Here is a 22,955-nt window from a genome sequence, read left to right as displayed (position 1 = left end):
GATTCCCCTCTTATCCTTTGACGCACACCACCTGGCGCAAGGTGTGCAGCACTTCCACCAGCTCGCGCTGGGCATGCATAACCTGGTCAATGTCCTTGTAGGCCATCGGAATTTCGTCGATCACATCGGCATCCTTGCGGCACTCCACATGGGCGGTGGCGCGGATCTGGTCAGTCAGCGTGAACGTATTCTTCGCCTTGGTGCGGCTCATGGTGCGGCCAGCGCCGTGGCTGCAGGAACAGAACGACTCTTCGTTACCCAACCCACGCACGATGAAGCTTTTAGCGCCCATGGAGCCTGGGATAATCCCCAGCTCGCCTTTCTTGGCCGACACTGCGCCTTTACGCGTGACCAGGATTTCTTCGCCGAAGTGCCGCTCTTTCTGCACGTAGTTGTGATGGCAATTCACGGCCTCCAGCGCCACTTCAAACGGTTTGCTGATCACCTGGCGCGTGGCCTGGACCACCGCACGCATCATCAACTCACGGTTCTGCCGGGCAAAATCCTGGGCCCAGCCCACCGCTTCCACATAATCATCGAAGTGCTGGCTGCCCTCTTCGAAATACGCCAGGTCACGGTCCGGCAGGTTGGCCAGGTGTTGGCGCATGTCGGCCTGGGCCAGTTGGATAAACAGGTTGCCAATGGCGTTCCCCACGCCACGCGACCCGCTGTGCAACATGAACCAGACGCGGTTGGCTTCATCCAGGCACACCTCGACGAAGTGGTTGCCGCTACCCAGGGTGCCAAGGTGTTGGCGGTTGTTGCTGCGCTCCAGTTGCGGGTACTTGTCGGTGATCGCCTTGAAGCGTGGGTGCAGCGCCGACCACACCTGATCGGCCTGGGCCGGCACCTGTTCCCACGCGCCTTTGTCGCGACCCTTGCGGCTGTGGGTACGGCCATGGGGCACCGCTGCCTCAATGGCGCAACGCAGGCCGTGGAGGTTGTCGGGCAAGTCGCTGGCCATCAACGTCGTACGCGCAGCGATCATGCCGCAGCCGATATCCACGCCCACTGCCGCCGGGATGATCGCGCCCACGGTGGGGATCACGCTGCCGATGGTCGAGCCCTTGCCCAAATGCACATCCGGCATCACCGCAAGGTGCTTGAAAATGAACGGCATCTGGGCGGTGTTCATCAGTTGCTTGCGCGCCTCGGGCTCCACAGGCACGCCCTGGGTCCAGAGTTTGATCGGCTTGCCGTTGGCGACTTCCAGCAGTTGGTAGGTGTTCTCTTGCATGATCTCGATCTTTTCTTGAAAGCCGGCAGTGCGGCGTTGGCTGAGAGATAGCAGCGGGCGTGCCAGGTTTATTACTACCGCGACAAAAAACTTTATCTCATTGTTTTATATAGTTATTTTTCATGATGCTGCTGCGTGACGTTAAAAACCGATGACAAGGGCGCTACCGCATTCATATCCTTGTATATCGCCACTTATATTTTGGTCTAGCCATGAAGCACAAGCGTACGGTCGCCATCGGGTTTATCGGGTCCAAGCTGGACCGCGTTGGCAAGGGCGCCAACCGCTGGAATCACTGGCGCCCCAGTGTCGGCCTGTGCCAGCAAGAGGACCTGCAGGTCGATCGCCTGGAGCTGATCCACGACATTGACGCCCGTGACATCAGCCTGGCCGAGCGGGTATGCGCCGACATCCAGCAGATCTCGCCCACTACCGAGGTGCGCCTGCACCCCATGCCACTGAACGATCCCTGGGATTTCGAAGAAGTCTACGGCGCGCTGCACGACTTCACCGCCGGCTACACCTTCGACACCGACCGTGAGGACTATCTGGTCCACATCACCACCGGCACCCATGTGGCACAGATTTGCTGGTTCCTGCTTACCGAGGCGCGCAACCTGCCGGCGCGCCTGATCCAGACAGCCCCCAGTCGCCGCCGGGACGACACCGCTCCCGCCACCGGCACCCACACCCTGATCGATCTCGACCTGTCGCGCTACGACCGCATCGCCTCGCGCTTCGCCCACCAACGCCTGGAAGGCCTGGCCTTCCTCAAGTCCGGGATCGCCACGCGCAACAGTGCGTTCAATGCTTCCATCGAACAGATCGAGCGCGTGGCCGTGCGCTCCACCGCGCCCATGCTGCTGATCGGCCCCACCGGCGCAGGCAAATCCTTCCTCGCCCGGCGCATTTACGAACTCAAGCGCAGCCGCCACCAGGTCCAGGGGCGTTTCGTGGAAGTCAACTGCGCCACCTTGCGTGGCGATGGCGCAATGTCGGCTTTGTTCGGGCACACCAAGGGCGCCTTCACCGGCGCGCAAAACGCCCGTGACGGCCTGCTGCGCGCGGCGGATGGCGGCATGTTGTTCCTTGATGAGATCGGCGAACTGGGCCTGGATGAACAGGCGATGCTGCTCAAGGCCATCGAAGAAAAACGCTTCTACCCCATGGGTGCCGACCGTGAAGTGGCCAGCGACTTCCTGATCATCGCCGGCACCCACCGCGACCTGCGCGGGCGCGTGGCCGAAGGGCTGTTTCGCGAAGACCTGTATGCGCGCATCAACCTGTGGACCTTCGACCTGCCAGGCCTGGCAGGACGGCGTGAAGATATCGAACCCAATATCGATTTCGAACTGGAGCGCCACGCCCGCGAGCAAGGTCGTCGCGTGCGTTTCAACCTGGAGGCGCGCCGCCGCTACCTGGCGTTCGCCTGTTCCAGCGAAGCGGCATGGCTCGGCAACTTTCGCGAGCTGTCGGCGTCCATCACGCGCATGGCCACCCTGGCCGACAGCGGGCGTATCGATGAAGCCCAGGTCGAAGAGGAAATCCAGCGCCTGCGCTACGCCTGGGGGCTGACCGAAACCCATGCACTGCTGCCGGTCGATCTGGACCTGTTCGACCAGCTGCAACTCAAGGCGGTGATCGACGTGTGCCTGCAATCCGACAGCCTTTCGGACGCCGGCCGACGACTGTTCGGGGTTTCGCGCCAGGCCAAGGCACAACCCAATGACGCGGACCGCCTGCGAAAGTACCTGGCGCGCTTTGCCATTGATTGGAAGCAGTTGAAGCCTTAGGCCTGCTATACCGCCAGCTAGCGGGCAGTGAGTGGCATGTGCTGGAGATTGCCAAGACCAGGGTGGAACGCTCTATCGAGCGCATGAAACACGTTTAAACAATGTGGCAGAGGACTTGCTCCCGATAGCGGCGGGTCAGTCTGAATTTCCTTGGCTGACTCTCTGCTATCGGGGCAAGCCCCCTCCCACCTTTGGCCTCAGGCGCCGCGAAAATCGCTGGCACTCAGCCCGAACCGGCTCATTTTGTTGTACAGCCCGCCCCGCGACACGTTCAGTTGCCGGGCGGCCAGGCGGATGTTGCCGCCGGTGTTCTGGAGTGCGGCGACGATGGCGTGCATTTCGTGGCTGCTCAAGTCCTGGGCGGGTTGCGGCTCATAGGCGCGCAACGGGGTGTGCTGCTTGGTTTCCATCGGCAGATCGGCAGGCTGAATCAGCTCGCCCATCGCCAGGTTGGTCGCCCGCTCAATACTGTTTTCCAACTCCCGCACATTGCCCGGCCAGCCATAGGCCGACAGCAATGCCATCGCCTCCGGCGAAAAGCCCTGCACCGACTTACGCAACGAGCGTGCACAGCGCGCCAGGAAGTGCCGTGCCAGCAACGGAATGTCTTCGCGGCGCATGCGCAGGGGCGGCACGGTCAGGTTGAGCACGTTGAGGCGGTAGTAGAGGTCTTCGCGAAACGCGCCTTGTGCCACGGCCTGGCTGAGGTTGCGGTGGGTGGCGGCGATGATGCGCACGTCCACTTGCCGTGAGTTTTTCGCGCCGACGCGGGTGATCTCCCCCTCCTGCAAGACCCGCAACAGGCTGACCTGGGCATCGAAGGACATATCGCCGATCTCATCCAGAAAAATGGTGCCACCGTCCGCCAGCTCGAACTTGCCCGCCGAACCACCACGGGTGGCGCCGGTGAACGCGCCTTCGACATGGCCGAACAGTTCGCTTTGCACCAGGTCACGGGGGATCGCCCCGCAGTTGACCGCCACGAAAGGGCCTTTTTGGCGGTCGCTGCCGTTGTGGATGGCCTGGGCGAACAGCTCTTTGCCGGTGCCACTTTCGCCGAGGATCAGGGTGGTGGAGTCGCTGCGACTGGCGATACGCCCCAGGTGCAGGGCGTCGTGGATGGCTCGGGAGTTGCCCTGGATGGTTTCAAATGTATAGCTGGCCTGGGTGCCGATCAGGCGCCGGGTGATTTCGCGGATGCGGCGGTTTTCGCGCAGCGACACGATCACCCCGCCCTGCTCCAGCGGGCACACCGACACCAGGCAGGCGAGTTGGCCCCGGTTAGCCAGGTGGAAGGTGCAATCGAGATCGCGCATGGGCTCGCCAAGGACGTCGCTCAACTCACTACGACCCAGGTGCTGGAAAGGTCGCCCGACCAGCTCCAGCCCTACGCCGAACAACTGCCGGGCATAGCGGTTGAGCGCCTTGATGCAGCCGCGTTCGTCCAGCACCACCAGGCCTTCGTTGAGGACTTCGAGCACCGCTTGCTGCTCCTCCAGCAACGCCTGCAACGCCATCTGCCGCGACACCGCCTCGGCGGCCGCCTGCACCGTGCCGAGGGTATGGAAGTGAAACCAGCCAGGCTCGGCGGTGAGGGTCAGCATCGCCACGGTGCGGCCTTGGGCATTCCTGATCGGCGCGGCGGCGCAATGCATGCGGCGCTGGCGCAGGCCGATGCCGAAGTTTTCCTCGGCCAGCACGTACACCAGGCGGTCTTCGGCCAGGGCCAGGCCGGTGCAGTTGGTGCCTTGCACCGACTCCAGCAGGCGGCTGCCCACCGGGGTGATGTCAAGGCCACAGAAATACAGGGTGATGCCGTCGGCATCGGTGAGGTTGATATGGCCGCGTGGGTTATAGGCCAGCAAGCCGTGCATGACTTGCGCGGCGGCGGCGATCAGCACGCGGTGGGTGGCCAGGGTGGCGTTCAGCGTGTCGGCGGCGACAAAGCGGTACGCGTTGTCGGCTGGATCGATGCCGGCCTCGACGCTGCGCCGCCACGAATCCCAGATCACTTGGCGCACGGGCGCCGGGCGCTCGACCTGACCAGCCAGGCAATCGCGCCAGGCCTGCTCCAGCGCGGCCACCGGGCCGTCATTCAGCGCGGCAGGCCCGAGGGTCGTCAGGTAGTCGAGGTCTTGCACACTGAAGGCCATGCTCATTGGGTGATATCCATGTTCATGTTTTTGACATGTCAGTATAGGCATGTCATCAGAATGAACACTTTTTGTTTATAGATAATTATTAATCGTTATTTATCAACAGGTTAAAAAATGGCACACGCCTTGCTCTCACCCCTTTGCCATCAGGACCGTCCTGCGGCCAATAACAACAAGGGGTTATTTCATGAGTACACAGAACATCCGCCTGGGCTTGATCGGTGCCGGCCGCATGGGCAGCTTCCACGGCCTGACCGCCGCGCGGCATATCCCCGGTGCCAGCCTGGCAGCGATTGCCGACCCGACGCCAGGCCAGGCCGCCCGCCTCGCCGCTGAACTGGGCGTGAGCAAGGTCTACACCGACCCGCAGCAGTTGCTCGACGACCCGGACATCGATGGCGTGCTGATCGCCGCCCCCGCCCGCAGCCACGCAGAGCTGGTGATCAGCGCCGCCCGCGCCGGCAAGGGCATCTTCTGCGAAAAACCCATGGCCATCACCCTCGATGAAGCCGACCGCGCTATCGCTGCCGCGGCCGATGCGCGAGTGCCGCTGCAAGTCGGGTTCAACCGGCGCTTCGCCAAGAGCTTTCGCACCGCGCACCTCGATGTCGCCGCCGGCCGCATCGGCACCCCGCAGTTGCTGCGCTCGCTGACCCGCGACCCGGCACTGAACAACCCGGCCAAGTCACCGCAATGGGTGATCTTTCTGGAAACCCTGATCCACGACTTCGACACCCTGCGCTACCTCAACCCTGGCGCCGAGGCCGTGCAGGTCTACGTGATGGCCGACGCGCTGATCGCACCGGAATTCAAAAGCAAAGGCTTCCTCGACACCGCCGTGGTCGCGATCCGCTTCGACAACGGCGCCATCGCCACCGCCGAGGCCAACTTCCAGGCGGTGTATGGCTACGACGTGCGCGGCGAGGTGTTCGGCAGCGCCGGCATGCTCAGCATGGGCAGCCTCAACGATTCCGACCTGGTGCGCTACCTGGCCCAGGGCATCCAGGCCGACACCCAGCGCCTGGACACCGACCTGTTGCGCGACGCCTATATCGCCGAGCTCAACCACTTCGTCGACTGCCTGCGCAGCGGCGCCAAGCCCCTGGCCAGTGGCGAAGACGCGCGTGCGGCATTGGCGATTGCCCGCGCCTGCATCGAGTCATTCGAAACCGGCAAGGCGGTGGCCGTATGAGCCCCTTCAAGCTGGCCGTCAGCGCGGAGATGGTGTTTCTCGACCTGCCCTTTGTCGAGCGCGTACAGCGCATTCATGCGCTGGGCTTCAGTGCCGAAATCTGGAACTGGACAGACAAGGACATCGCCGCCCTGGTTGCTACCGGCGCCGACTTCACCTCCATGACCGGCTACATCAGCGGTACCCTCACCGACCCCGGCGGTATCCGCCAACTGCTCGACAGCGCCCGCGAATCTTTAGGGGTCGCCGAACGACTGAATTGCCCCAGCCTCAACCTGCACGGCACCGGCCTGGGTGAAGGCGGCCTGCCCGTACAACCGGTGAGCCAGACCACCGGGCGCATGTGGCTGAGCGCCTGCAAGACCCTGGAAAAAATCGCCCGCTTGGGGGAAGACGCCGGCCGTGTGTTCCTGCTGGAAAACCTCAACACAGCAGTTGACCACCCCGGCACCCCGTTCGCCCGCGCCGACGACACCCTGGCGCTGATCGAGGCCGTGGGCAGCCCGCACCTGAAGCTGAACCTGGACCTGTACCACGCGCAGATCGGCGAAGGAAATTTGATCGAACTGATCCAGCGTGCCGGCTCCCACATCGGCGAAATCCAGGTAGCCGACGTGCCGGGACGCCAGGAGCCCGGCACTGGCGAGATTCACTACCCGGCCGTCGCCAGGGCCTTGCACGCCATAGGCTACAGCGGCGTGGTCGGCCTGGAAGGCTGGGCCAGCGGCGACAGCGAGCTGGCCCTGGCGCGTTTCCGCCAGGCGTTCACCCTATAACAATAAAAGGATCACCCTTATGAATCGCTATTCGTTGTTTGCTGCCACCTTGTTGCTGCTGTTCAGCCAATGGACCTTTGCCGCCTATCGCATCGGCGTGAGCATCGCCCGGGTCGACGATAACTTCATGACCTACGTGCGCACCGGCCTGGAAGCGGCCGCCAAGCAGCAGGATGTGCAGATCCAGTTCGAAGACGCCCAGGGCGACGTGGTGCGCCAGCTTAATCAGGTCGAGGGCTTCCTCAACCAGAAGGTCGACGCGGTGATCGTACTGCCGGTGGACACCGCCGCCACCGCCAACATGACCCGTGCTGCCGTGGTGGCCAAGACGCCGCTGGTGTACGTCAACCGTCACCCGGACGAACGCACTCTGCCCAAAGGCGTGGTCACCGTGGCCTCTAACGACATCGAGGCCGGTCAGTTGCAGATGCGCTACCTGGCGGAAAAACTCGGTGGCAAGGGCAACGTGGCGATCATCATGGGCGATCTCGCACAGAACGCCACCCACGACCGCACCGAGGGCGCCAAACAGGTGCTCAAGGACTTTCCCGGTATCAAGGTGGTCGAGCAGCAAAGTGCCGAATGGCAACGCAGCAAGGGCATGGACCTGACCAGCAACTGGCTGCTGGCGGGCACGCAGTTCGATGCCATCGTGGCCAATAACGATGAAATGGCGATTGGCGCGGCCATGGCTTTGCAGCAGGCGGGAAAAACCAAGGGTGAAGTGGCGATTGTGGGTATCGATGGCTTGCCCGATGGGCTGGCAGCGATCAAGCGGGGGTTGCTGACGGCGTCGGTGTTCCAGGACCCGAAGGCCCAGGCTACCCAGGCCGTGCAGGCCGCGGTGCGAATGATCAAGGGCGAGGCGATTGAGTCGGAGGTGTGGGTGCCGTTCGAACTGATCAAGCCCGAGCAAGTGGCGGTGTTCGAGCAGCGCTACAAGTAGAGTGAAATACACAAATCCAAATGCGGGAGCGGGCTTGCTCGCGATTGCGGTGGATCAGCCAATGAATCTGTTGACTGACACTCCGCATTCGCGAGCAAGCCCGCTCCCACATTTCTTACCGCGTCAGGCCTTTAGTCCAGGTCGCTGGCGTTATGCCGCTCGGCCAATTGCTCATGGGGCTCACCGGACACCCGATTCACCCGCCGGCCGCGCTGCACCGCCGGCCGCGCTTCGATCGCGTCCGCCCAGCGCAACACGTGCGTGTACTCATGCACCGACAGGAACTCCGCCGCGCCATACAAGCGACCTTTGACCAGCCCGCCATACCACGGCCAAATCGCAATATCGGCGATGGTGTACTCATCACCCGCGATGTATTCGCTCACCGCCAGGCGTTGGTCGAGCACATCGAGCTGACGCTTGGTCTCCATGGCGAACCGGTTGATCGCATATTCCATCTTGCTCGGCGCGTAGGCATAGAAGTGTCCGAAACCACCGCCCAGATACGGCGCGCTGCCCATCTGCCAGAACAACCACGACAGGCATTCGGCGCGGGCGGCGGGTTCGGTGGGGAAGAACGCACCGAACTTCTCCGCCAGGTATTGCAGGATCGCTCCGGACTCGAACACCCGAATCGGCGCGGCGCCGCTGCGGTCCAGCAGTGCCGGGATCTTGGAGTTGGGGTTCACCCCCACGAAGCCGCTGCCGAACTGGTCGCCGTCACCGATCTTGATCAGCCAGGCATCGTATTCCGCACCGCTGTGCCCCAGGGCCAACAGTTCTTCCAGCAGGATCGTAACCTTCTGCCCGTTGGGCGTGGCCAGGGAGTACAACTGCAACGGATGCTTGCCCACCGGCAATTCTTTTTCATGGGTCGCGCCGGCCACAGGCCGGTTGATGCTGGCGAAAGTGCCGCCATTCTCGGTCTCCCAGGTCCACACTTTCGGGGGTACGTAATCGGTCATGCTGACTGCTCCAAATGTGCTTGCGTTCAACGAAGCGCTCCAGACTAAACCAAAGGTCGATGGCTCGTCACACCGTGAATGCGGCCAATCTCCAGGCTGACGTCAAAGATGCAGCGGTGCACCCACGGCCACATTGCCCGACACTGTTACCCGCAGTGCAATCAACAAGGCGGCCAACAACATCAACACACCGGCGCCCAGAAAAACCCCGCTGATGCCACTGAGACTGAACATCGCGCCCCCACCGGCCGCACCCGCCGCAATGGCCGATTGCACGGATGCCACCACCATGCCACCAGCACTTTCAGCTTGATCCGGCACGGCGCGGGCCACCCAGTTCGACCACGCCACCGGCACCCCGCCAAACGCCATGCCCCACAACGCCAGCAGCAAGGCCTGGCCTGGCAGCGAGGCCGGCAGCAACACCAGGGCCAGCGCTGCGACGCCCACCAATACCGGCATCAGCACCAAGGTGCCGCGCGGATAACGCACCAGCATCCAACCGGCCAACAGCGTGCCGACGAAGTTGGCTGCACCGAACCCCAGCAGCATCAACGCCAGCCCTTCGCTGCCCACGCCCGTGGTGCTTTCGAGGAACGGCCGGATGTAGGTGAACAGCGCGAAGTGCCCGGTGTGTACCAGCACACAGCCCAACATGCCGATGGCGATGCCCGGGCGCAGCAGCACATCCAGTACCGTGCGCAAGCGTGCGCTGCCCGTGGGGGCCAACGGTGGCAACGTGAACAGCTGGAACGCCAGCGTCACCCCGCCGACCGCTGCCGCCGCCAAAAATGCACTGCGCCAGCCATACAGGCCGCCCAGGTAGCTGCCCAACGGCACGGCAACCACCGTGCCCACGGCAATGCCACTGAAGATGATCGACAGCGCACGGGGCAGCAGCGCCGCCGGCACCAGGCGCATCGCGACCGCCGCCGCCATGCTCCAGAAGCCTCCCAGGGCTACACCCAGCAGGATGCGCATCAACAGCAGCACCGCCAGGCTGGAGGAAAACGCCACCAACAGGTTGGATGCAATCATCAGCAGGGAGAATCCCAGCAGCACCACGCGCCGGTCGATCCCACGCGTGAGGCCCGGTACCAGCAACCCGGCGAACAACGCCACCACGGCCGTCACGGTCACGGCTTGGCCGGCCAGCGCTTCCGACACGCCAAGGTCCAGCGCCATCGGCGTCAGCAGGCTGGCCGGCAGGTATTCGGCCGTCAACAAGCCGAATACCCCCATGGCCAGGGAAAACACCGCCATCCAGGCGGGCGCATCGGGCGCCACCTGGGCAGGGCGAGCGGCTTGGGCTACACAATCATTCATCACACGACATCCTCGGTAATTAGCACGACGGCCAGTCTAGGTTCGCCAACCCGGATGATCTATGATGCAAACCCTTGAGTTTTTGACTGAAACCCCGAACATGACTGCAGCAGCGCCCTTCAACCTGTCCTCCGACCTTATCGACGAACTGCTGCGCGGCATGCGCCTGCGCGGCGTGCAGTACCGACGCATCCAGGCCGGACCGACCTTCGGCATGGGCTTTGACGCCAGACCGGGGCATGCCTACTTCCACCTCCTCGCCGCAGGTACGGCCACCCTGCGCACCGATGACGGCAGCCTGTTCGAATTGTCGGCGGGCAATGCCGTGTTCATCTCCCACGGCGGTGCCCATGCGCTGCTGTCCAGTGCGGACAGGACGGTGCAGGACATCGGCGGCTTTGACACGACACCACTGGGCGAGACCGTCTGCGCCGTGGATGCATCACCGGACTCACCGCCTAGCACGTTGCTGTTCAGCGCCTGCATGGAGTTCGAACTCGGCAGTCTCCAGGGGCTCGGCAGCCTGATGCCAGCCTTGATGCTGATCGATGCCCAGGGCCAGCGTTACCCCGGCCTGATGCCAATCCTGGCGGTGATGGAGCGCGAAGTCGCCGCGGCTCGCGTCGGCTACCCCGGCATCCTCACGCGCCTGGCCGATGTGGTGGCTGCCATGATTGTGCGGGGTTGGGTGGAATGCGCCTGCGGCAATGCCTCGGGGCTGGTGGCCGCGTTGCGCGACTCACGCCTGGCGGGCGCCCTGCTCGTGCTGCACCAGCAACCCGGGCGCGATTGGAGCGTGGCCGAACTGGCCGCGCAGTGTCACACCTCCCGCTCGGTATTCGCCGAGCGCTTCCAGGCCACCCTGGGTCTCCCGCCACTGCGCTACATGACGGAACTGCGCATGCGCCTGGCCAGCCAATGGCTGACCCTGGAGCGTTTACCCATCGAAGAAGTGGCGCTGCGCCTGGGCTACACCTCCCAGGCAGCGTTCAGCCGTGCATTCAAGCGCATTACCGGCCAGCCACCGGGGGCCAGCCGGCAGAACATCAGGCGTCCTGCCTGAATGACCGCAGCCTGACCTTTGCAGGCAACATTCAGTCATTGCGCATGCCGATCCTGTGCCCTTACTCTCTGGAGCCATCACCTTGAGAGCAACGGAGGCTTCATGAAACTGATCGGCATGCTGGACTCGCCCTACGTACGCCGCGTGGCCATTTCCCTGGACCTTTACGGCGTGGATTTTGTGCATGAACCGCTGTCGGTGTTCAGCACGTTCACCGAGTTTTCCCAGATCAACCCGGTGGTCAAGGCGCCGACCCTGGTGCTGGATGACGGCACGGTGCTGATGGATTCCAGCCTGATCCTCGACTATCTGGAAACCCTGGCCCCGGCCGATAAAAAGCTGCTGCCCCCTTCCCCCGCAGGTCGTGCCCATGACCTGCATATCCTTGGCCTGGCCTTGGCGGCCTGCGAGAAAAGCGTGCAGATCGTTTACGAACACAACCTGCGCCCGGCCGAAAAGCTGCATGCGCCCTGGCTGGATCGCGTCAGCGGGCAATTGCTGGCGGCCTACTCGCTGCTGGAAAAGCAACTGCCTGACAGTCAGGAGTTGACCCAGGCTTCCCTGACAGCGGCAGTCGCCTGGTCGTTCAGCCAGTTCACCGTGGCGTCGGTGGTCAAGGCCGATGCGTTCCCCAACCTCGCACGCCACGCCGAGCGGCTGGAACAGCACCCGGCTTTCAAGCGCTACCCGATCGAATAAGCACCCTCGTTATGATGTCGGACTGGGTGTTGTGTGGGAGCGGGCTTGCTCGCGAAGGCAGCGTGTCAGTCGGCAACTTTATCAACTGACCCTGCGTATTCGCGGGCAAGCCCGCTCCCACATTTGGCCTGTGCAGCCCGGATAATTGAGCCCGACTCAGACCCACCCACCATCCACAATAAAGTTCTGCGCCGAACACATCGCCGAGGCATCAGAGGCGAGAAACAACGCCATATTGGCGATGTGCTCCGGCAGCACGCTGCCCGGCAAACACTGGCTGCGGCTGATCAGTTCCTTGGCCGCATCGTCGACCCACATCGCCAGTTGTTTTTCCGTCATCACCCAACCCGGCACCAGCGTATTCACGCGGATCCGGCTCGGCCCCAGCTCCCGAGCCAGGGCGCGGGTCATGCCGTGGGCGGCGGCCTTGCTGGCGGCGTACACCGGGTAGCCGGCGGAAGCCATCATCCAGCCGACGGAGCCGAGGTTGATGATCGCCCCGCCGCCCGCGTTTTTCATCATCGGCACCACGGCCTTGGCGGCGAAGAAGGCGTGCTTGAGGTTGACGGAGATGAGCCGGTCGAACATTTCCGAGTCGACTTCTTCCAAGCTGTGGCGTACGTCATTAGCGGCATTGTTCACCAGCACCGTGATCGGTCCCAGGGAGTGTTCGAAGCGTGTGATGGCGGCCTTGTAGGCGATCTCGTCGGTGATGTCGCAGTTCACGAATTCCACCGTGTGCCCTCGCGAACTCAGCAAAGCCGCCAGGCGTTCGCCCTGGCTTTGCGCGCGGTCGACAAAGCCGACCTTGGCGCCTTGGGCGGCAAAGGCGCGCACCATGAATTCGCCGATGCCCGAGGCACCGCCGGAGATCAGGACAGTCTTGCCTTCAAGGTCGGGATAAACGGCGTGCTGAGTCGTCATAAAAGGTTGCCTCGCTTAATTAGTCTTATTTTATTTTGCAAAAACGCGGTTTAAGGCTATAAATTCGCTGTCCAATCGACAAAATATCGCACATTAGTAGAACTATTCCACTCAAAACAACAAAAGGAAGTTCGACCATGAAGCACCCTCGTTACCTGCTTTCGGGCCTCGCCCTGTCCATGCTGGTCGCCAGCGGCGGCGCCCAGGCGGCGGGCCTTACCAGCGAACACAAACCGTTCGGTAAAACCAATGACGGCACCGCCGTCGAGCAGTACATCCTGCGTAACAGCCATGGCATGCAAGCCACGGTGATCACCTACGGCGGCGTGTTGCAGTCGCTGAAAGTGCCAGACAAACACGGCAAGCTCGACGACGTGGTGCTGGGCTTTGACGACGTGCAAGGCTATCAGAGCGGTACGGCGTTCTTCGGCGCGACCATCGGCCGTTTCGGCAACCGCCTGGCCGGCGGCGCCTTCGAACTCGACGGCAAACGCTACCAGGTGCCACTCAACGACGGCCCCAACTCGCTGCATGGCGGCGCCCAGGGCTTCGACAAGCGGGTGTGGAAAGCCACGCCGGTCAAGGCCAAGGACTCGGTCGGCGTGACCCTCACCTACCTGTCCAAGGACGGCGAAATGGGCTTCCCCGGCAACCTGAAGACCGAAGTCACCTACCGCCTCAACGACAACAACGAACTGCACATCGACTACAGCGCCACCACCGACAAACCGACGGTGCTCAACCTCACCAACCACAGCTACTTCAACCTGGCCGGCGCGGGCAATGGCGACATCCTCAAGCAGGTCGCGACCTTGCATGCCAGCCACTACACGCCGGTGAACGCGACGCTGATTCCCACCGGCGAACTGGCGCCCGTCAAAGGCACGCCGATGGACTTTCTCAAACCCACGCCGATCGGCCAGCACATCAAGGACGATCACCCGCAGCTCAAGTTCGCCGAGCCGAAACAGGGTGGGTTCGACTTCAACTGGGCGCTGGACACCCAAGGTGATGTGAAGCAGTTGGCGGCCGAGGTTCACGATCCTGCGTCCGGGCGGCGGTTGCAGCTGTTTACCACCGAGCCTGGGGTGCAGTTCTATACCAGTAACTTCCTGGATGGGTCGGTGAAGGGCAAGGCTGGGAAGACCTATCTGCACTGGAGCGGTTTTACGCTGGAGACCCAGCATTTTCCGGATGCGCCTAATCAGCCGAAGTTCGCGTCTACCCGCCTGAATCCAGGGCAGACCTACACCCAGAACACAATCTTCAAATTCACCACCGACTAAACTGTGGGAGCGGGCTTGCTCGCGAATGCGCCGTGTCAGTCAACTCATTCGGGTCTGACACTCCGTATTCGCGAGCAAGCCCGCTCCCACATTTAGTGTTCACATGGCATGACTCAGCGTTGTTTCATGCGGTCGATGACCACGGCCAGGAGCAGGATCGATCCCCGGATCACGTACTGGTAGAACGTGTCGATATTCTTCAGGTTCATCGCATTCTCGATGATCGCCAAAATCAGCACCCCGGCGATCACGTGGCGGATCATCCCTACCCCGCCGCTCAGCGATACCCCGCCGAGCACGCACGCCGAGATCACCGTCAGCTCGAAGCCCTGGCCGATCATGGGCTGGCCGGAGGTCATGCGCGAGGCCAGGATCACCCCGGCCAAGGCACCGATCACGCCATGCACGGCGAAGATCAGGATCTTGGTGCGGTCCACGTTCACCCCGGCCAGCAAGGCCGCTTCCGGGTTGCCGCCGATGGCCATGGTGTTGCGCCCATAGGTGGTGTAGTTGAGCAGCCAGCCAAAGAACAGGAAGCACAGCACAGTGATCAGGATCGGCACCGGCACACCGAGCAACTGGCCGTTGCCAAAGATAAAGAACTGATCCTGGGACACGCCCACCGCCTTGCCATTGGCGAAGATGTACGCCAGGCCACGCACGATCTGCATGGTCGCCAGGGTAGTGATCAGTGCATTGACCCGCAGCTTGGCGATCACAATGCCGTTGATCAGCCCCACCAGCAGGCCCATCAGCAAGGCGGCGCCAATGCCGAGCATGACGCTGTCGGTGTCACGCATCACGATCGCCGCCACCACGCCGGCGCAGGCAATCACCGAGCCCACTGACAGGTCGAAATGCCCCGACGCCAGGCAGAACAGCATGGTGCAGGCGGCAATGCCCACGGTGGAAATCGCCAGCCCCAGCCCGCGCATGTTCAGCGGTGAAAGGAAGTTATCGATCAGCAAGGCGCACAGCAAAAAGATGCTCACGGCGGCCAGCAGCATCGCCCAGTTGTCCAGCAGTGCGCGCAGGTCCAGGGGCTTGCGCGCGGTGGGCAGCACGTTGTGTTGAGTGGTCATAGGGGTCTCTCAGTTCGCCACGCTGCGCGGCAAGGCCAGTTGCAGCAAGTTGGATTCGGTGGCGTGCTCACGGGTCTGTTCACCCCGCAAGGCGCCTTCGCACAGCACCAGGATACGGTCGGAGATGCCCATCACTTCCATCAGGTCGCTGGACACCACGATCACCGCAATGCCCTGGGCGGCGAGGTTATGAATGATCTGGTAGATCTCGGCCTTGGCGCCGATGTCGATGCCACGGGTCGGCTCGTCCAGCAGCAAGACTTTCATCGGCATCGACAGCCAGCGGCCGAGAATGGCCTTCTGCTGATTGCCCCCGGAGAGGTACATGATCTTTTGCGCTGCGTTGGGCGTCTTGACCTTCATGGCCTGGATCTGCTGGTCGGCGTTGCGCTTTTCCCAACCGTCGCGCAGCAGCCAGCCAAACCTGGAATGAGCACCGCGAGCACTGATATTGATGTTCTCTGCCACGCTGGACAGCGGGATGATGCCTTCCTTCTTGCGGTCTTCCGGGCACAGCAATACGCCGGCAGCGATGGCGTCGCGGGGTGACTGCAGCTGCAGTGTCTGGCCGCAGAGCTGAAGGGTACCTGCGGTACTGCGGGTCAAACCGCTCAGCAGCCGAAACAGCTCCGTGCGCCCTGCCCCGACCAATCCAAACAGGCCGAGAATCTCGCCCTTGTGGACGCTCAGGCTGACCGGCTCACGCAACCCTGGACCGAGCAAACCCTCGACCTTGAGCGCGACCTCGCCCTGCTCACGCGGCCGGTAGTCGTAGATGTCCTGGATATCGCGGCCAACCATGCACGTCACCAACTGGTCGTGGGTCAGCGCGCTCATGTCGTCGAAGGTGCGCACGTAGCGGCCGTCCTTGAACACGGTCACCGCGTCGCAAATGCGAAACACCTCTTCCATGCGATGGGAGACATAGAGCACCACTTTGCCCTCATCGCGCAGGCGCGTGATGATCGCCATCAAGCGGTCGATCTCCCGCGCCGAGAGGCTGCTGGTGGGTTCGTCGAACGCAATCACGTGAGCACCACGGGACAGCGCCTTGGCGATTTCCACCAGTTGGCGCTGGCCCAGGGACAGGCGCCCGAGCTTTTCATCGGGGTCGATTTCATCCGCCAGGCCCTTGAGGCAGGCCAGTGCCTGCTGGCGCAGCAGGCCGCGGTTGACCACGCCAAAACGCGAGGGCAAGTGGCCGAGGAACAGGTTCTCGGCCACGGTCATTTCCGGCACCAGGTGCAACTCTTGGTGGATCACCGCCACGCCGCTGGCAATGCTGTCGGCGGCGTTTCGGAAAGCCATGGTCTGGTCGCCGATCTGCAGTGTGCCGCTGCTGGGAATGTAGGCGCCACCGAGGATCTTCAGCAGCGTCGACTTGCCCGCGCCGTTCTCGCCCATCAGCGCGTGCACCTGCCCTGGGTGGGCGCTGAAGCTGATGCCATCCAGCGCCTTGACCCCAGGAAAGGTTTTGCCGATGCCGTCAAACCGCAGGGCGGCAGCCGTCATTGCCACAGCCCGATCTTGGTCAGCTCTGCCTGGAAGTTCTCACGGGTGATGAGGGTCACTTCGTCCATGGCAGTGTACTTGGCAGGCTCGGTGCCCTTGGTCACCCACTCGTACATCATCAGCGCGGTGTTATAGCCCTCGATATGCGGGCTTGGCAGCATCGAGCCGAAGAAGCCGCTGCTGGGTTTCTTCAATTCGCCGATGGCGTCGGTGCCATTGATGCCAATGCCGATCACGTTGGCGGCCTTGAAGCCGGCGCTTTCGGTGGCGCGTACGCCGCCCAGTACGGTGTTGTCGTTCATGCCGCCGATGATCAGGTTTTTCGCGCCGCTGGGCAGCTTGACCAGGGCGGAGTTGGTGGCGTCCATGCTGCCGGGTACGTCGAGGGTCTTGGCGGCGGTGAACAGAATATGGTCCTTGGGGATACCCGCTTCTTCCAGGGATTTGACCGAGCCGTCGGTGCGTTTTTTACCGGTGTCGAGTTCGTTGAAGGTGTTGATCACCGCGTAGGTGTCCTTCCAGTCCCAGCCGCGCTTTTTCGCTTCGGCGGCCATCGCGGCGCCCTGCTTCTGGCCGACTTCAAAAGCCGCCATGCCCAGGTACGGCACGTCTTCCATGAAGTTGCCTTTGGCATCGACGAACCGGTCATCTACGGCAATCACTTTCAGGCCGTTGGCCTTGGCCTTGGCGACAATGGCCGGGCCGAGGGACACGTCCGGCGGGCAGATCACAAAGCCCTTGGCACCGTTGGCGGCCAGGCTGTCGATAGCCGACAGGGTCTTCTCACCATCCGGCACGGCGATCTTGATCACGGTGAAACCATGCTCCTTGCCGGCTTTTTCGGCGAAGGCCCATTCGGTCTGGAACCACGGTTCCTCAGCCTGCTTGACCAGGAAACCGATCTTCACTTCCTCAGCGGCCAGCAACAGCCCGCTCAAGCTCATGGCCGAGACCGCCACAGCGGCGCAGCACAGGGAACGCAAACCACGACGACGATTCATACGGGTGACTCCTTGTTGTTGTTTTTTAAGTCTTGGGTTTATCCGGCAAAGCGATGACAGGGTTTTCCAGGTACATCTACTTCCATGGCCAATACCGCACCGTCCCAGGGGTGATCCAAGGGGCTGGCGGCGCTGGTGATGTAGAGGGTGGTGAGGTTCGGGCCACCAAACACGCAACTGGTGGGACGGCTGACGGGCAGCTCGATAATGCGGTCGACTTCACCGTCCGGGGTCAGGCGCAACAGGCAGCTGCCGTCCCAGCGGGCGTTCCAGAGGTAGCCTTCAACGTCCATCGCCGAGCCGTCCGGCCCGCCGCGCGGGTGCGGGCCGAACCACGTCTGCGCAGAGTCGAGCTGGCCGTCTGGCCTGATAGCGTGCCGGTACAGCGTGCCGTCCAGGCTGTCGCCAAAATGCACCTGGCGGCCGTCATCACTCCACAGCAAGGTGTTGGGAATGCCCAGGCCGCTGAGCAACGGCGTGACCTGCGCATCCGCATCAATGCGAAACAGGCCGCCGGAACGCTGGGTAATGTGCAGGTCTTCACCCTGCTCGCCAATGTTGTTCTGCATGGTGCCCAGCCACAGGCGGCCTTGGGCATCGCAGCGTGCTTCGTTGCCACGGTTGCCCGCTTGCGGGTCGGCCACGCACAGCAGGGTCAGGGCTTCGGTGACGAGGTCAAGGCGATACACGCCGCTGCTCAAGGTCACCAGGGCATCGCCGCTTTCACACGGGATGAACGCCGAGACATGCTCCGGCAACTGCCACACCTGCAACTGCCCGCCCATCAGGCGCAGCGCCTGCTTGCCGGCGATATTCACCCAGTACAGTGCCTGGGTGGGCGCATCCCAGAACGGACCCTCGCCCAACTGCGCACGGTGCGGGGTAACGGCGATACACGACATGATGCCTCCTGGATTCTTATTGCTCTCAGGTGCGCGTTACAGCGGGTCGCGAGATGGCGTGCCATCCACCAGCCGCTGGATACGCAACGGGTTGGCGTTTTTCAACGCGTCGGGCAGCAGGCTATCAGGGTAGTTCTGGAAGCACACGGGGCGCAGGAAACGGTCGATGGCCAAGGTACCCACCGAGGTACCACGGGCATCCGAAGTGGCCGGGTACGGCCCGCCGTGCACCATCGAATCGCAGACTTCCACGCCGGTTGGGTAGCCATTGAGCAGGATGCGCCCGACTTTCTGTTCCAGCAGTGGCGTGAGTTCCGCGAACTGCTGCAAGTCGGCCGGCTCGCCAATGATTGTCGCCGTGAGTTGGCCGTGCAGGCCGTGCAACGCCGCGCTGAGTTGGGCCTGGTCGGCGACTTCGACAAACACCGTGGTGGGGCCGAACACTTCTTCCTGCAGCACTTCATCGCCCTCGATCAACAGGCGCACGTCAGCCTTGAACACCTGCGGTTGCGCTTGGTTGCCGGCCTGCTGGCTGCCCGCCAGGTGCTGGATGCCAGGGTGCGCCAGGAGTTTTTCCAGGCCCTTGCCATAGCTGACCAGGGTGCCGGCGTTCAGCATGGTCTGCGGTGGTTGGTCGCCGATCAGTTGGGCGACCTGCTGGGTGAACGCGGTGAAGGCTGGCGAAGCAATGCCGATCACCAGGCCGGGGTTGGTGCAGAACTGGCCGCAGCCTTGCACCACCGACGCGGTCAGGTCGCGTGCCACGGTGTCGGCCCGCGCGGTCAATGCCTGGGGCAGCACGATCACCGGATTGATGCTCGACATCTCGGCGAACACCGGGATCGGCTGCGGGCGTGCCGCCGCCATGTCACACAGTGCACGGCCACCCTTGAGCGAGCCGGTAAAGCCGACCGCCTGGATGGCCGGGTGCTTGACCAGTGCTTCACCGACGCCACCGCCAAAGATCATATTGAACACGCCGGCCGGCATCTCGGTGGCCTCGGCCGCACGGATGATCGCATCGGCGACGCGTTCCGCCGTCGCCATATGCCCGCTGTGAGCCTTGAACACCACCGGGCAGCCAGCCGCCAGCGCGGCGGCGGTGTCGCCGCCCGCAGTGGAAAACGCCAGAGGGAAGTTGCTCGCGCCAAACACGGCGACAGGCCCCAGGCCGATGCGGTACTGACGCAAATCCGGGCGTGGCAGCGGTTGACGGTCGGGCAACGCCTTGTCGATGCGCGCGCCGTAGAAATCACCGCGACGCAATACCGTGGCGAACAGGCGCATCTGGCCGCTGGTGCGCCCACGTTCACCCTTGATACGTGCAGCCGGCAGCGCGGTTTCGCGGCACACCAGCTCGACAAAATCATCCCCCAGCGCGTCCAGCTCGTCGGCCACTGCGTCGAGGAACTGCGCGCGACGCGATGCACTCAAGGCGCGGTAAGCAGGGTATGCCGCAGCGGCAGCCGTGGCGGCGGCGTCAACCTCTTGTGGTGTGGCCTGGTAGAACGCCTGGGGCAAGGCTTCGCCGGTGGTCGCGTCGAGGCTTTGCAACGTGACGCTGCCATTGGCGCTGCGCTGGCCGCCGATGTAGTTGTGGCCGAGGTACTGGGTCATGGGGATCTCCTTTAAAGGGTGATGACGTCGCCGGGCTCGAAGGCCGCCTCGCTGCTGCCGACACGGTTGACCAGCGGCGCGCCGAACTCGGCCTGGCTGATCTCGAACACATCGCCGGCCTGGGTACGTATACCGTCGGCAAATGACAGCGTGGCGGTGCCGAAAAAGTGGATGTGCACATCGCCCGGCTTGAGGAACTGGCGGTATTTGAAGTGGTGGTATTCAAGGTTTTCCAGGCTGTGGCACATATTGGCCTCGCCGCTGAGGAATTCGTTCCGCCAGATTTCCTCACCGTTACGCAAGAGACGGCTGGTGCCCGCCAGGTGCTGGGGCAACTCGCCCACGCGCAACTCCGGGCCATAGCTGCAACTGCGCAATTTGGAATGGGCCAGGTACAGGTAGTTCTTGCGTTCCATCACGTGGTCGGAGAATTCATTGCCCACTGCAAAACCGACGCGATAGGGCTTGCTGTCCGGCCCGATGACGTAGAGGCCACCGATTTCCGGTTCTTCACCGGCATCCTCGGCAAACGGTGGCACCGGGAAGGCCGCGCCGGGACGCACGACGATGCTGCCGTCGCCTTTGTAGAACCACTCGGGCTGCACGCCCGCCTGGCCAGCCGCGGGCTTGCCGCCCTCCACGCCCCATTTGAAGATGCGCATGGTGTCGGTCAGCGCGGTGTCGTCACCGGCCTGGTGCATCTTGTCACGCGCCGAGGCGCTGCCCAGGTGAGTCAGGCCGGTGCCACTGATCAGCATATGGGCCGGGTCCGGGTGGTCCAGCGGCGGCAGGATCTTCAGGTCGGCCAGCAATGTCGCGTAGTCGTAGCTGTCGCCCAGGCCCAGGCTGTCCACCTGTTGCGCCAGGCCGACGCCCGCCTCGATGGCTGCCAGGGCCAACTCACGCACGCTGCGGGCCGTGCTGACTTCGCGCAGCTTGGTGCCATCGACCACGCCGACGCGACGCTCGCCATTACGCAACTCGAACTGAACTAAACGCATGCCATTTCTCCTGGATTAAGTACGTGTGGCGCCACGGGCACTGGCGGCGAATTGGTCGGCAGGCAGCACATGCTTGCGCTCCAGCAGGTGGTAGACCACCCAAGTCAGCACCAGCCCGAACACCATCACCCCGGACAAAAAGTACAAGCCCGACGCCAGGTTGCCGGTGTATTCCTTGAGCGCGCCGATCACGAACGGGCCGATATAGCCACCGAGGTTGCCCACCGAGTTGATCAAGGCAATGCCCGCCGCCGCACTGGCACCCGCGAAGAAACGCCCCGGCAAGGTCCAGAACACCGCCGTGCAGGAAAACAGGGCAAACGCCGCCAGGCACAACGCGGCCATTTGCAGCATCGGCACACTGAGCCAGGCGCTGAAGAACAGGCCGATGGCGCCCAGTACATAAAGCACTGCGAGGTGGCCGTAGCGGTCGTTGAGGCGGTCGGAACTGCGCGGGATAATCAGCAGGCCGATGATGCCGAAGATATACGGCACGGCCGAGATAAAGCCGGTGACCAGGTCAGTGCCGCCGAACTGTTTGATCAGGGTCGGCAGCCACAGGCCCAGGCCGTAGATGCTCAGGGTCACCGGCAAGTAGAACAGCGCCAGCAACAACACGCGTTTGTCTTTCAACGCATGCAGCGGGTTGCCATGGCGGGTCTGCCCGTAGGCTTGCAGGTCTTTGGCGAGTTCGCCGGTGAGCCAGGCCTTTTCGTCGTCGCTCATCCAGGTGACCTGCTTGGGGCCGTCCGGCAAATAGCGCAGCACGGGCCAGGTCAGCAGGATCGCCGGGGTGCCGATCACGATGAACAGCCACTGCCAGCCGTGCAGGCCAAGGATGCCGTCCATGCCCAGCAAACCACCGGACACCGGGCCGGTGATCATCATCGCGATGGGTTGCGAGAGGATAAACAGCCCAAGGATCTTGCCGCGATGGCGCACCGGGAACCATTGGGTGATGTAGTACAGCACGCCCGGAAAGAACCCCGCCTCCGCCGCGCCGAGCAAAAAGCGCATGACATAGAAGCTGTGCGGCCCTTGCACGAACGCCATGCCGATGGTGATGGCGCCCCAGGTGATCATGATGCGTGCAAACCAACGCCGCGCGCCGAAGCGGTCGAGCATCAGGTTGCTGGGGATCTCGAACAGGAAGTAGCCAATGAAGAACAACCCCGCACCCAGGCCATAGGCGGCGTCGCCGATGCCGACGTCAGCGCCCATGTGCAACTTGGCGAAGCCCACGGCGGAGCGGTCCACGTAGGCGATCAGGTACAGCAGGATCAGGAAGGGAATCAGTTTCAGCGTGATGCGCCGAATAAGCCGCAGTTCCTGGCTCATGGGGTCGATCTCCGATTGTTGTTTTTATAGAAGCTCGGGGGACGCCTCTCGCGAAAATCCGCCAGGGCCATACCTCAGTGAAGACCGACTATATAGTATGACTATTTGCAAAACAACTCTTCCAAAGCATCGATTTTGC

At 63.0% G+C, this 22,955-nt stretch carries 19 protein-coding genes; 7 read left to right on the top strand and 12 right to left on the bottom strand.

The genetic code is table 11. The annotated features are described in order from the left end of the window. Window positions 1-10 precede the first annotated feature (10 nt). Window positions 11-1,237 (bottom strand): RtcB family protein, encoded by a 1,227-nt coding sequence (locus CWC48_RS22645; RefSeq protein WP_100490371.1) that lies wholly within the window; start codon window positions 1,235-1,237, stop codon window positions 11-13. 212 nt (window positions 1,238-1,449) lie between these two features. Between CWC48_RS22645 and rtcR the strand changes: the two genes are divergently transcribed. Then, window positions 1,450-3,030 (top strand): RNA repair transcriptional activator RtcR, encoded by a 1,581-nt coding sequence (rtcR, locus tag CWC48_RS22640; RefSeq protein ID WP_078049079.1) that lies wholly within the window; start codon window positions 1,450-1,452, stop codon window positions 3,028-3,030. A gap of 197 nt (window positions 3,031-3,227) precedes the next feature. Here rtcR and CWC48_RS22635 read toward each other — a convergent pair whose 3' ends face one another. Next, window positions 3,228-5,189: a sigma-54-dependent Fis family transcriptional regulator gene (locus CWC48_RS22635; RefSeq protein WP_100490370.1), complete on the bottom strand. Its 1,962-nt coding sequence runs from the start codon at window positions 5,187-5,189 to the stop codon at window positions 3,228-3,230. Between the two features lie 184 nt (window positions 5,190-5,373). On the opposite strand from CWC48_RS22635, the gene CWC48_RS22630 reads away from it, so the two are divergent. From CWC48_RS22630 to CWC48_RS22620, 3 genes are read left to right on the top strand one after another with little or no spacing between them, the layout of a single operon-like run. Next, window positions 5,374-6,378 (top strand): Gfo/Idh/MocA family oxidoreductase, encoded by a 1,005-nt coding sequence (locus CWC48_RS22630; RefSeq protein ID WP_099491866.1) that lies wholly within the window; start codon window positions 5,374-5,376, stop codon window positions 6,376-6,378. Next, window positions 6,375-7,154 carry a TIM barrel protein gene (locus CWC48_RS22625; protein WP_100490369.1) on the top strand — a complete coding sequence of 260 codons (780 nt, stop codon included), beginning with the start codon at window positions 6,375-6,377 and terminating at the stop codon, window positions 7,152-7,154. Before CWC48_RS22630 ends, CWC48_RS22625 begins: the two co-directional genes overlap by 4 nt. Before the next feature lie 19 nt (window positions 7,155-7,173). Continuing rightward, window positions 7,174-8,100: a sugar ABC transporter substrate-binding protein gene (locus CWC48_RS22620; RefSeq protein WP_100490368.1), complete on the top strand. Its 927-nt coding sequence runs from the start codon at window positions 7,174-7,176 to the stop codon at window positions 8,098-8,100. A 131-nt stretch (window positions 8,101-8,231) separates the two neighbouring features. Here CWC48_RS22620 and yghU read toward each other — a convergent pair whose 3' ends face one another. Further along, window positions 8,232-9,065, bottom strand: coding sequence for a glutathione-dependent disulfide-bond oxidoreductase (gene yghU, locus CWC48_RS22615; RefSeq protein WP_100490367.1), 834 nt, complete (start codon window positions 9,063-9,065; stop codon window positions 8,232-8,234). A 102-nt stretch (window positions 9,066-9,167) separates the two neighbouring features. Beyond that, entirely contained in the window at window positions 9,168-10,391 is a 1,224-nt protein-coding gene (locus tag CWC48_RS22610; protein ID WP_100490366.1) for an MFS transporter, read from the bottom strand. 64 nt (window positions 10,392-10,455) lie between these two features. On the opposite strand from CWC48_RS22610, the gene CWC48_RS22605 reads away from it, so the two are divergent. Then, complete coding sequence (locus CWC48_RS22605) at window positions 10,456-11,454, top strand: AraC family transcriptional regulator (protein WP_100492445.1); 999 nt, start codon at window positions 10,456-10,458, stop codon at window positions 11,452-11,454. Window positions 11,455-11,556: 102 nt separating this feature from the next. Next, window positions 11,557-12,153 carry a glutathione S-transferase gene (locus CWC48_RS22600; protein WP_100490365.1) on the top strand — a complete coding sequence of 199 codons (597 nt, stop codon included), beginning with the start codon at window positions 11,557-11,559 and terminating at the stop codon, window positions 12,151-12,153. A gap of 156 nt (window positions 12,154-12,309) precedes the next feature. Here the strand turns inward: CWC48_RS22600 and CWC48_RS22590 are convergent, their stop codons facing one another. Further along, window positions 12,310-13,077 carry an SDR family NAD(P)-dependent oxidoreductase gene (locus tag CWC48_RS22590; RefSeq protein ID WP_100490364.1) on the bottom strand — a complete coding sequence of 256 codons (768 nt, stop codon included), beginning with the start codon at window positions 13,075-13,077 and terminating at the stop codon, window positions 12,310-12,312. A gap of 137 nt (window positions 13,078-13,214) precedes the next feature. Between CWC48_RS22590 and CWC48_RS22585 the strand changes: the two genes are divergently transcribed. Then, window positions 13,215-14,363, top strand: a complete 1,149-nt coding sequence (locus tag CWC48_RS22585; protein ID WP_100490363.1) for an aldose epimerase family protein — start codon at window positions 13,215-13,217, stop codon at window positions 14,361-14,363. 113 nt (window positions 14,364-14,476) lie between these two features. Here the strand turns inward: CWC48_RS22585 and araH are convergent, their stop codons facing one another. The 7 genes from araH to CWC48_RS22550 are packed head-to-tail and all read right to left on the bottom strand — an operon-like array spanning window position 14,477 to window position 22,816. Then, window positions 14,477-15,445: an L-arabinose ABC transporter permease AraH gene (araH, locus tag CWC48_RS22580; protein ID WP_100490362.1), complete on the bottom strand. Its 969-nt coding sequence runs from the start codon at window positions 15,443-15,445 to the stop codon at window positions 14,477-14,479. A 9-nt stretch (window positions 15,446-15,454) separates the two neighbouring features. Then, window positions 15,455-16,957 (bottom strand): L-arabinose ABC transporter ATP-binding protein AraG, encoded by a 1,503-nt coding sequence (gene araG / locus CWC48_RS22575; protein ID WP_100490361.1) that lies wholly within the window; start codon window positions 16,955-16,957, stop codon window positions 15,455-15,457. Next, a complete protein-coding gene (locus tag CWC48_RS22570; protein ID WP_010211214.1) occupies window positions 16,954-17,958 on the bottom strand; it encodes a substrate-binding domain-containing protein in 1,005 nt (334 codons plus the stop codon). The genes araG and CWC48_RS22570 overlap by 4 nt, the downstream gene beginning before the upstream one ends. A 38-nt stretch (window positions 17,959-17,996) precedes the next feature. Then, entirely contained in the window at window positions 17,997-18,860 is an 864-nt protein-coding gene (locus CWC48_RS22565) for an SMP-30/gluconolactonase/LRE family protein (RefSeq protein ID WP_100490360.1), read from the bottom strand. 36 nt (window positions 18,861-18,896) lie between these two features. After that, the gene (locus CWC48_RS22560; RefSeq protein ID WP_100490359.1) at window positions 18,897-20,477 is read right to left on the bottom strand and encodes an aldehyde dehydrogenase (NADP(+)); all 1,581 of its coding nucleotides are present in this window, start codon (window positions 20,475-20,477) and stop codon (window positions 18,897-18,899) included. A gap of 11 nt (window positions 20,478-20,488) precedes the next feature. After that, a complete protein-coding gene (araD1, locus tag CWC48_RS22555; RefSeq protein ID WP_100490358.1) occupies window positions 20,489-21,478 on the bottom strand; it encodes an AraD1 family protein in 990 nt (329 codons plus the stop codon). Between the two features lie 15 nt (window positions 21,479-21,493). Then, window positions 21,494-22,816, bottom strand: coding sequence for an MFS transporter (locus tag CWC48_RS22550; RefSeq protein ID WP_100490357.1), 1,323 nt, complete (start codon window positions 22,814-22,816; stop codon window positions 21,494-21,496). Window positions 22,817-22,955: the final 139 nt, after the last annotated feature.

This window comes from Pseudomonas sp. S10E 269, assembly GCF_002798465.1.
Classification (GTDB): domain Bacteria; phylum Pseudomonadota; class Gammaproteobacteria; order Pseudomonadales; family Pseudomonadaceae; genus Aquipseudomonas; species Aquipseudomonas pergaminensis.
This window is presented reverse-complemented; position numbering and strand designations above follow the sequence as displayed.

Coding starts and splice junctions, on each gene's coding strand:
- CWC48_RS22645 (WP_100490371.1), bottom strand. CDS start 1,237: ATGCAAGAGAACACCTACCAACTGCTGGAAGTCGCCAACGGCAAGCCG.
- rtcR (WP_078049079.1), top strand. CDS start 1,450: ATGAAGCACAAGCGTACGGTCGCCATCGGGTTTATCGGGTCCAAGCTG.
- CWC48_RS22635 (WP_100490370.1), bottom strand. CDS start 5,189: ATGAGCATGGCCTTCAGTGTGCAAGACCTCGACTACCTGACGACCCTC.
- CWC48_RS22630 (WP_099491866.1), top strand. CDS start 5,374: ATGAGTACACAGAACATCCGCCTGGGCTTGATCGGTGCCGGCCGCATG.
- CWC48_RS22625 (WP_100490369.1), top strand. CDS start 6,375: ATGAGCCCCTTCAAGCTGGCCGTCAGCGCGGAGATGGTGTTTCTCGAC.
- CWC48_RS22620 (WP_100490368.1), top strand. CDS start 7,174: ATGAATCGCTATTCGTTGTTTGCTGCCACCTTGTTGCTGCTGTTCAGC.
- yghU (WP_100490367.1), bottom strand. CDS start 9,065: ATGACCGATTACGTACCCCCGAAAGTGTGGACCTGGGAGACCGAGAAT.
- CWC48_RS22610 (WP_100490366.1), bottom strand. CDS start 10,391: ATGAATGATTGTGTAGCCCAAGCCGCTCGCCCTGCCCAGGTGGCGCCC.
- CWC48_RS22605 (WP_100492445.1), top strand. CDS start 10,456: ATGCAAACCCTTGAGTTTTTGACTGAAACCCCGAACATGACTGCAGCA.
- CWC48_RS22600 (WP_100490365.1), top strand. CDS start 11,557: ATGAAACTGATCGGCATGCTGGACTCGCCCTACGTACGCCGCGTGGCC.
- CWC48_RS22590 (WP_100490364.1), bottom strand. CDS start 13,077: ATGACGACTCAGCACGCCGTTTATCCCGACCTTGAAGGCAAGACTGTC.
- CWC48_RS22585 (WP_100490363.1), top strand. CDS start 13,215: ATGAAGCACCCTCGTTACCTGCTTTCGGGCCTCGCCCTGTCCATGCTG.
- araH (WP_100490362.1), bottom strand. CDS start 15,445: ATGACCACTCAACACAACGTGCTGCCCACCGCGCGCAAGCCCCTGGAC.
- araG (WP_100490361.1), bottom strand. CDS start 16,957: ATGACGGCTGCCGCCCTGCGGTTTGACGGCATCGGCAAAACCTTTCCT.
- CWC48_RS22570 (WP_010211214.1), bottom strand. CDS start 17,958: ATGAATCGTCGTCGTGGTTTGCGTTCCCTGTGCTGCGCCGCTGTGGCG.
- CWC48_RS22565 (WP_100490360.1), bottom strand. CDS start 18,860: ATGTCGTGTATCGCCGTTACCCCGCACCGTGCGCAGTTGGGCGAGGGT.
- CWC48_RS22560 (WP_100490359.1), bottom strand. CDS start 20,477: ATGACCCAGTACCTCGGCCACAACTACATCGGCGGCCAGCGCAGCGCC.
- araD1 (WP_100490358.1), bottom strand. CDS start 21,478: ATGCGTTTAGTTCAGTTCGAGTTGCGTAATGGCGAGCGTCGCGTCGGC.
- CWC48_RS22550 (WP_100490357.1), bottom strand. CDS start 22,816: ATGAGCCAGGAACTGCGGCTTATTCGGCGCATCACGCTGAAACTGATT.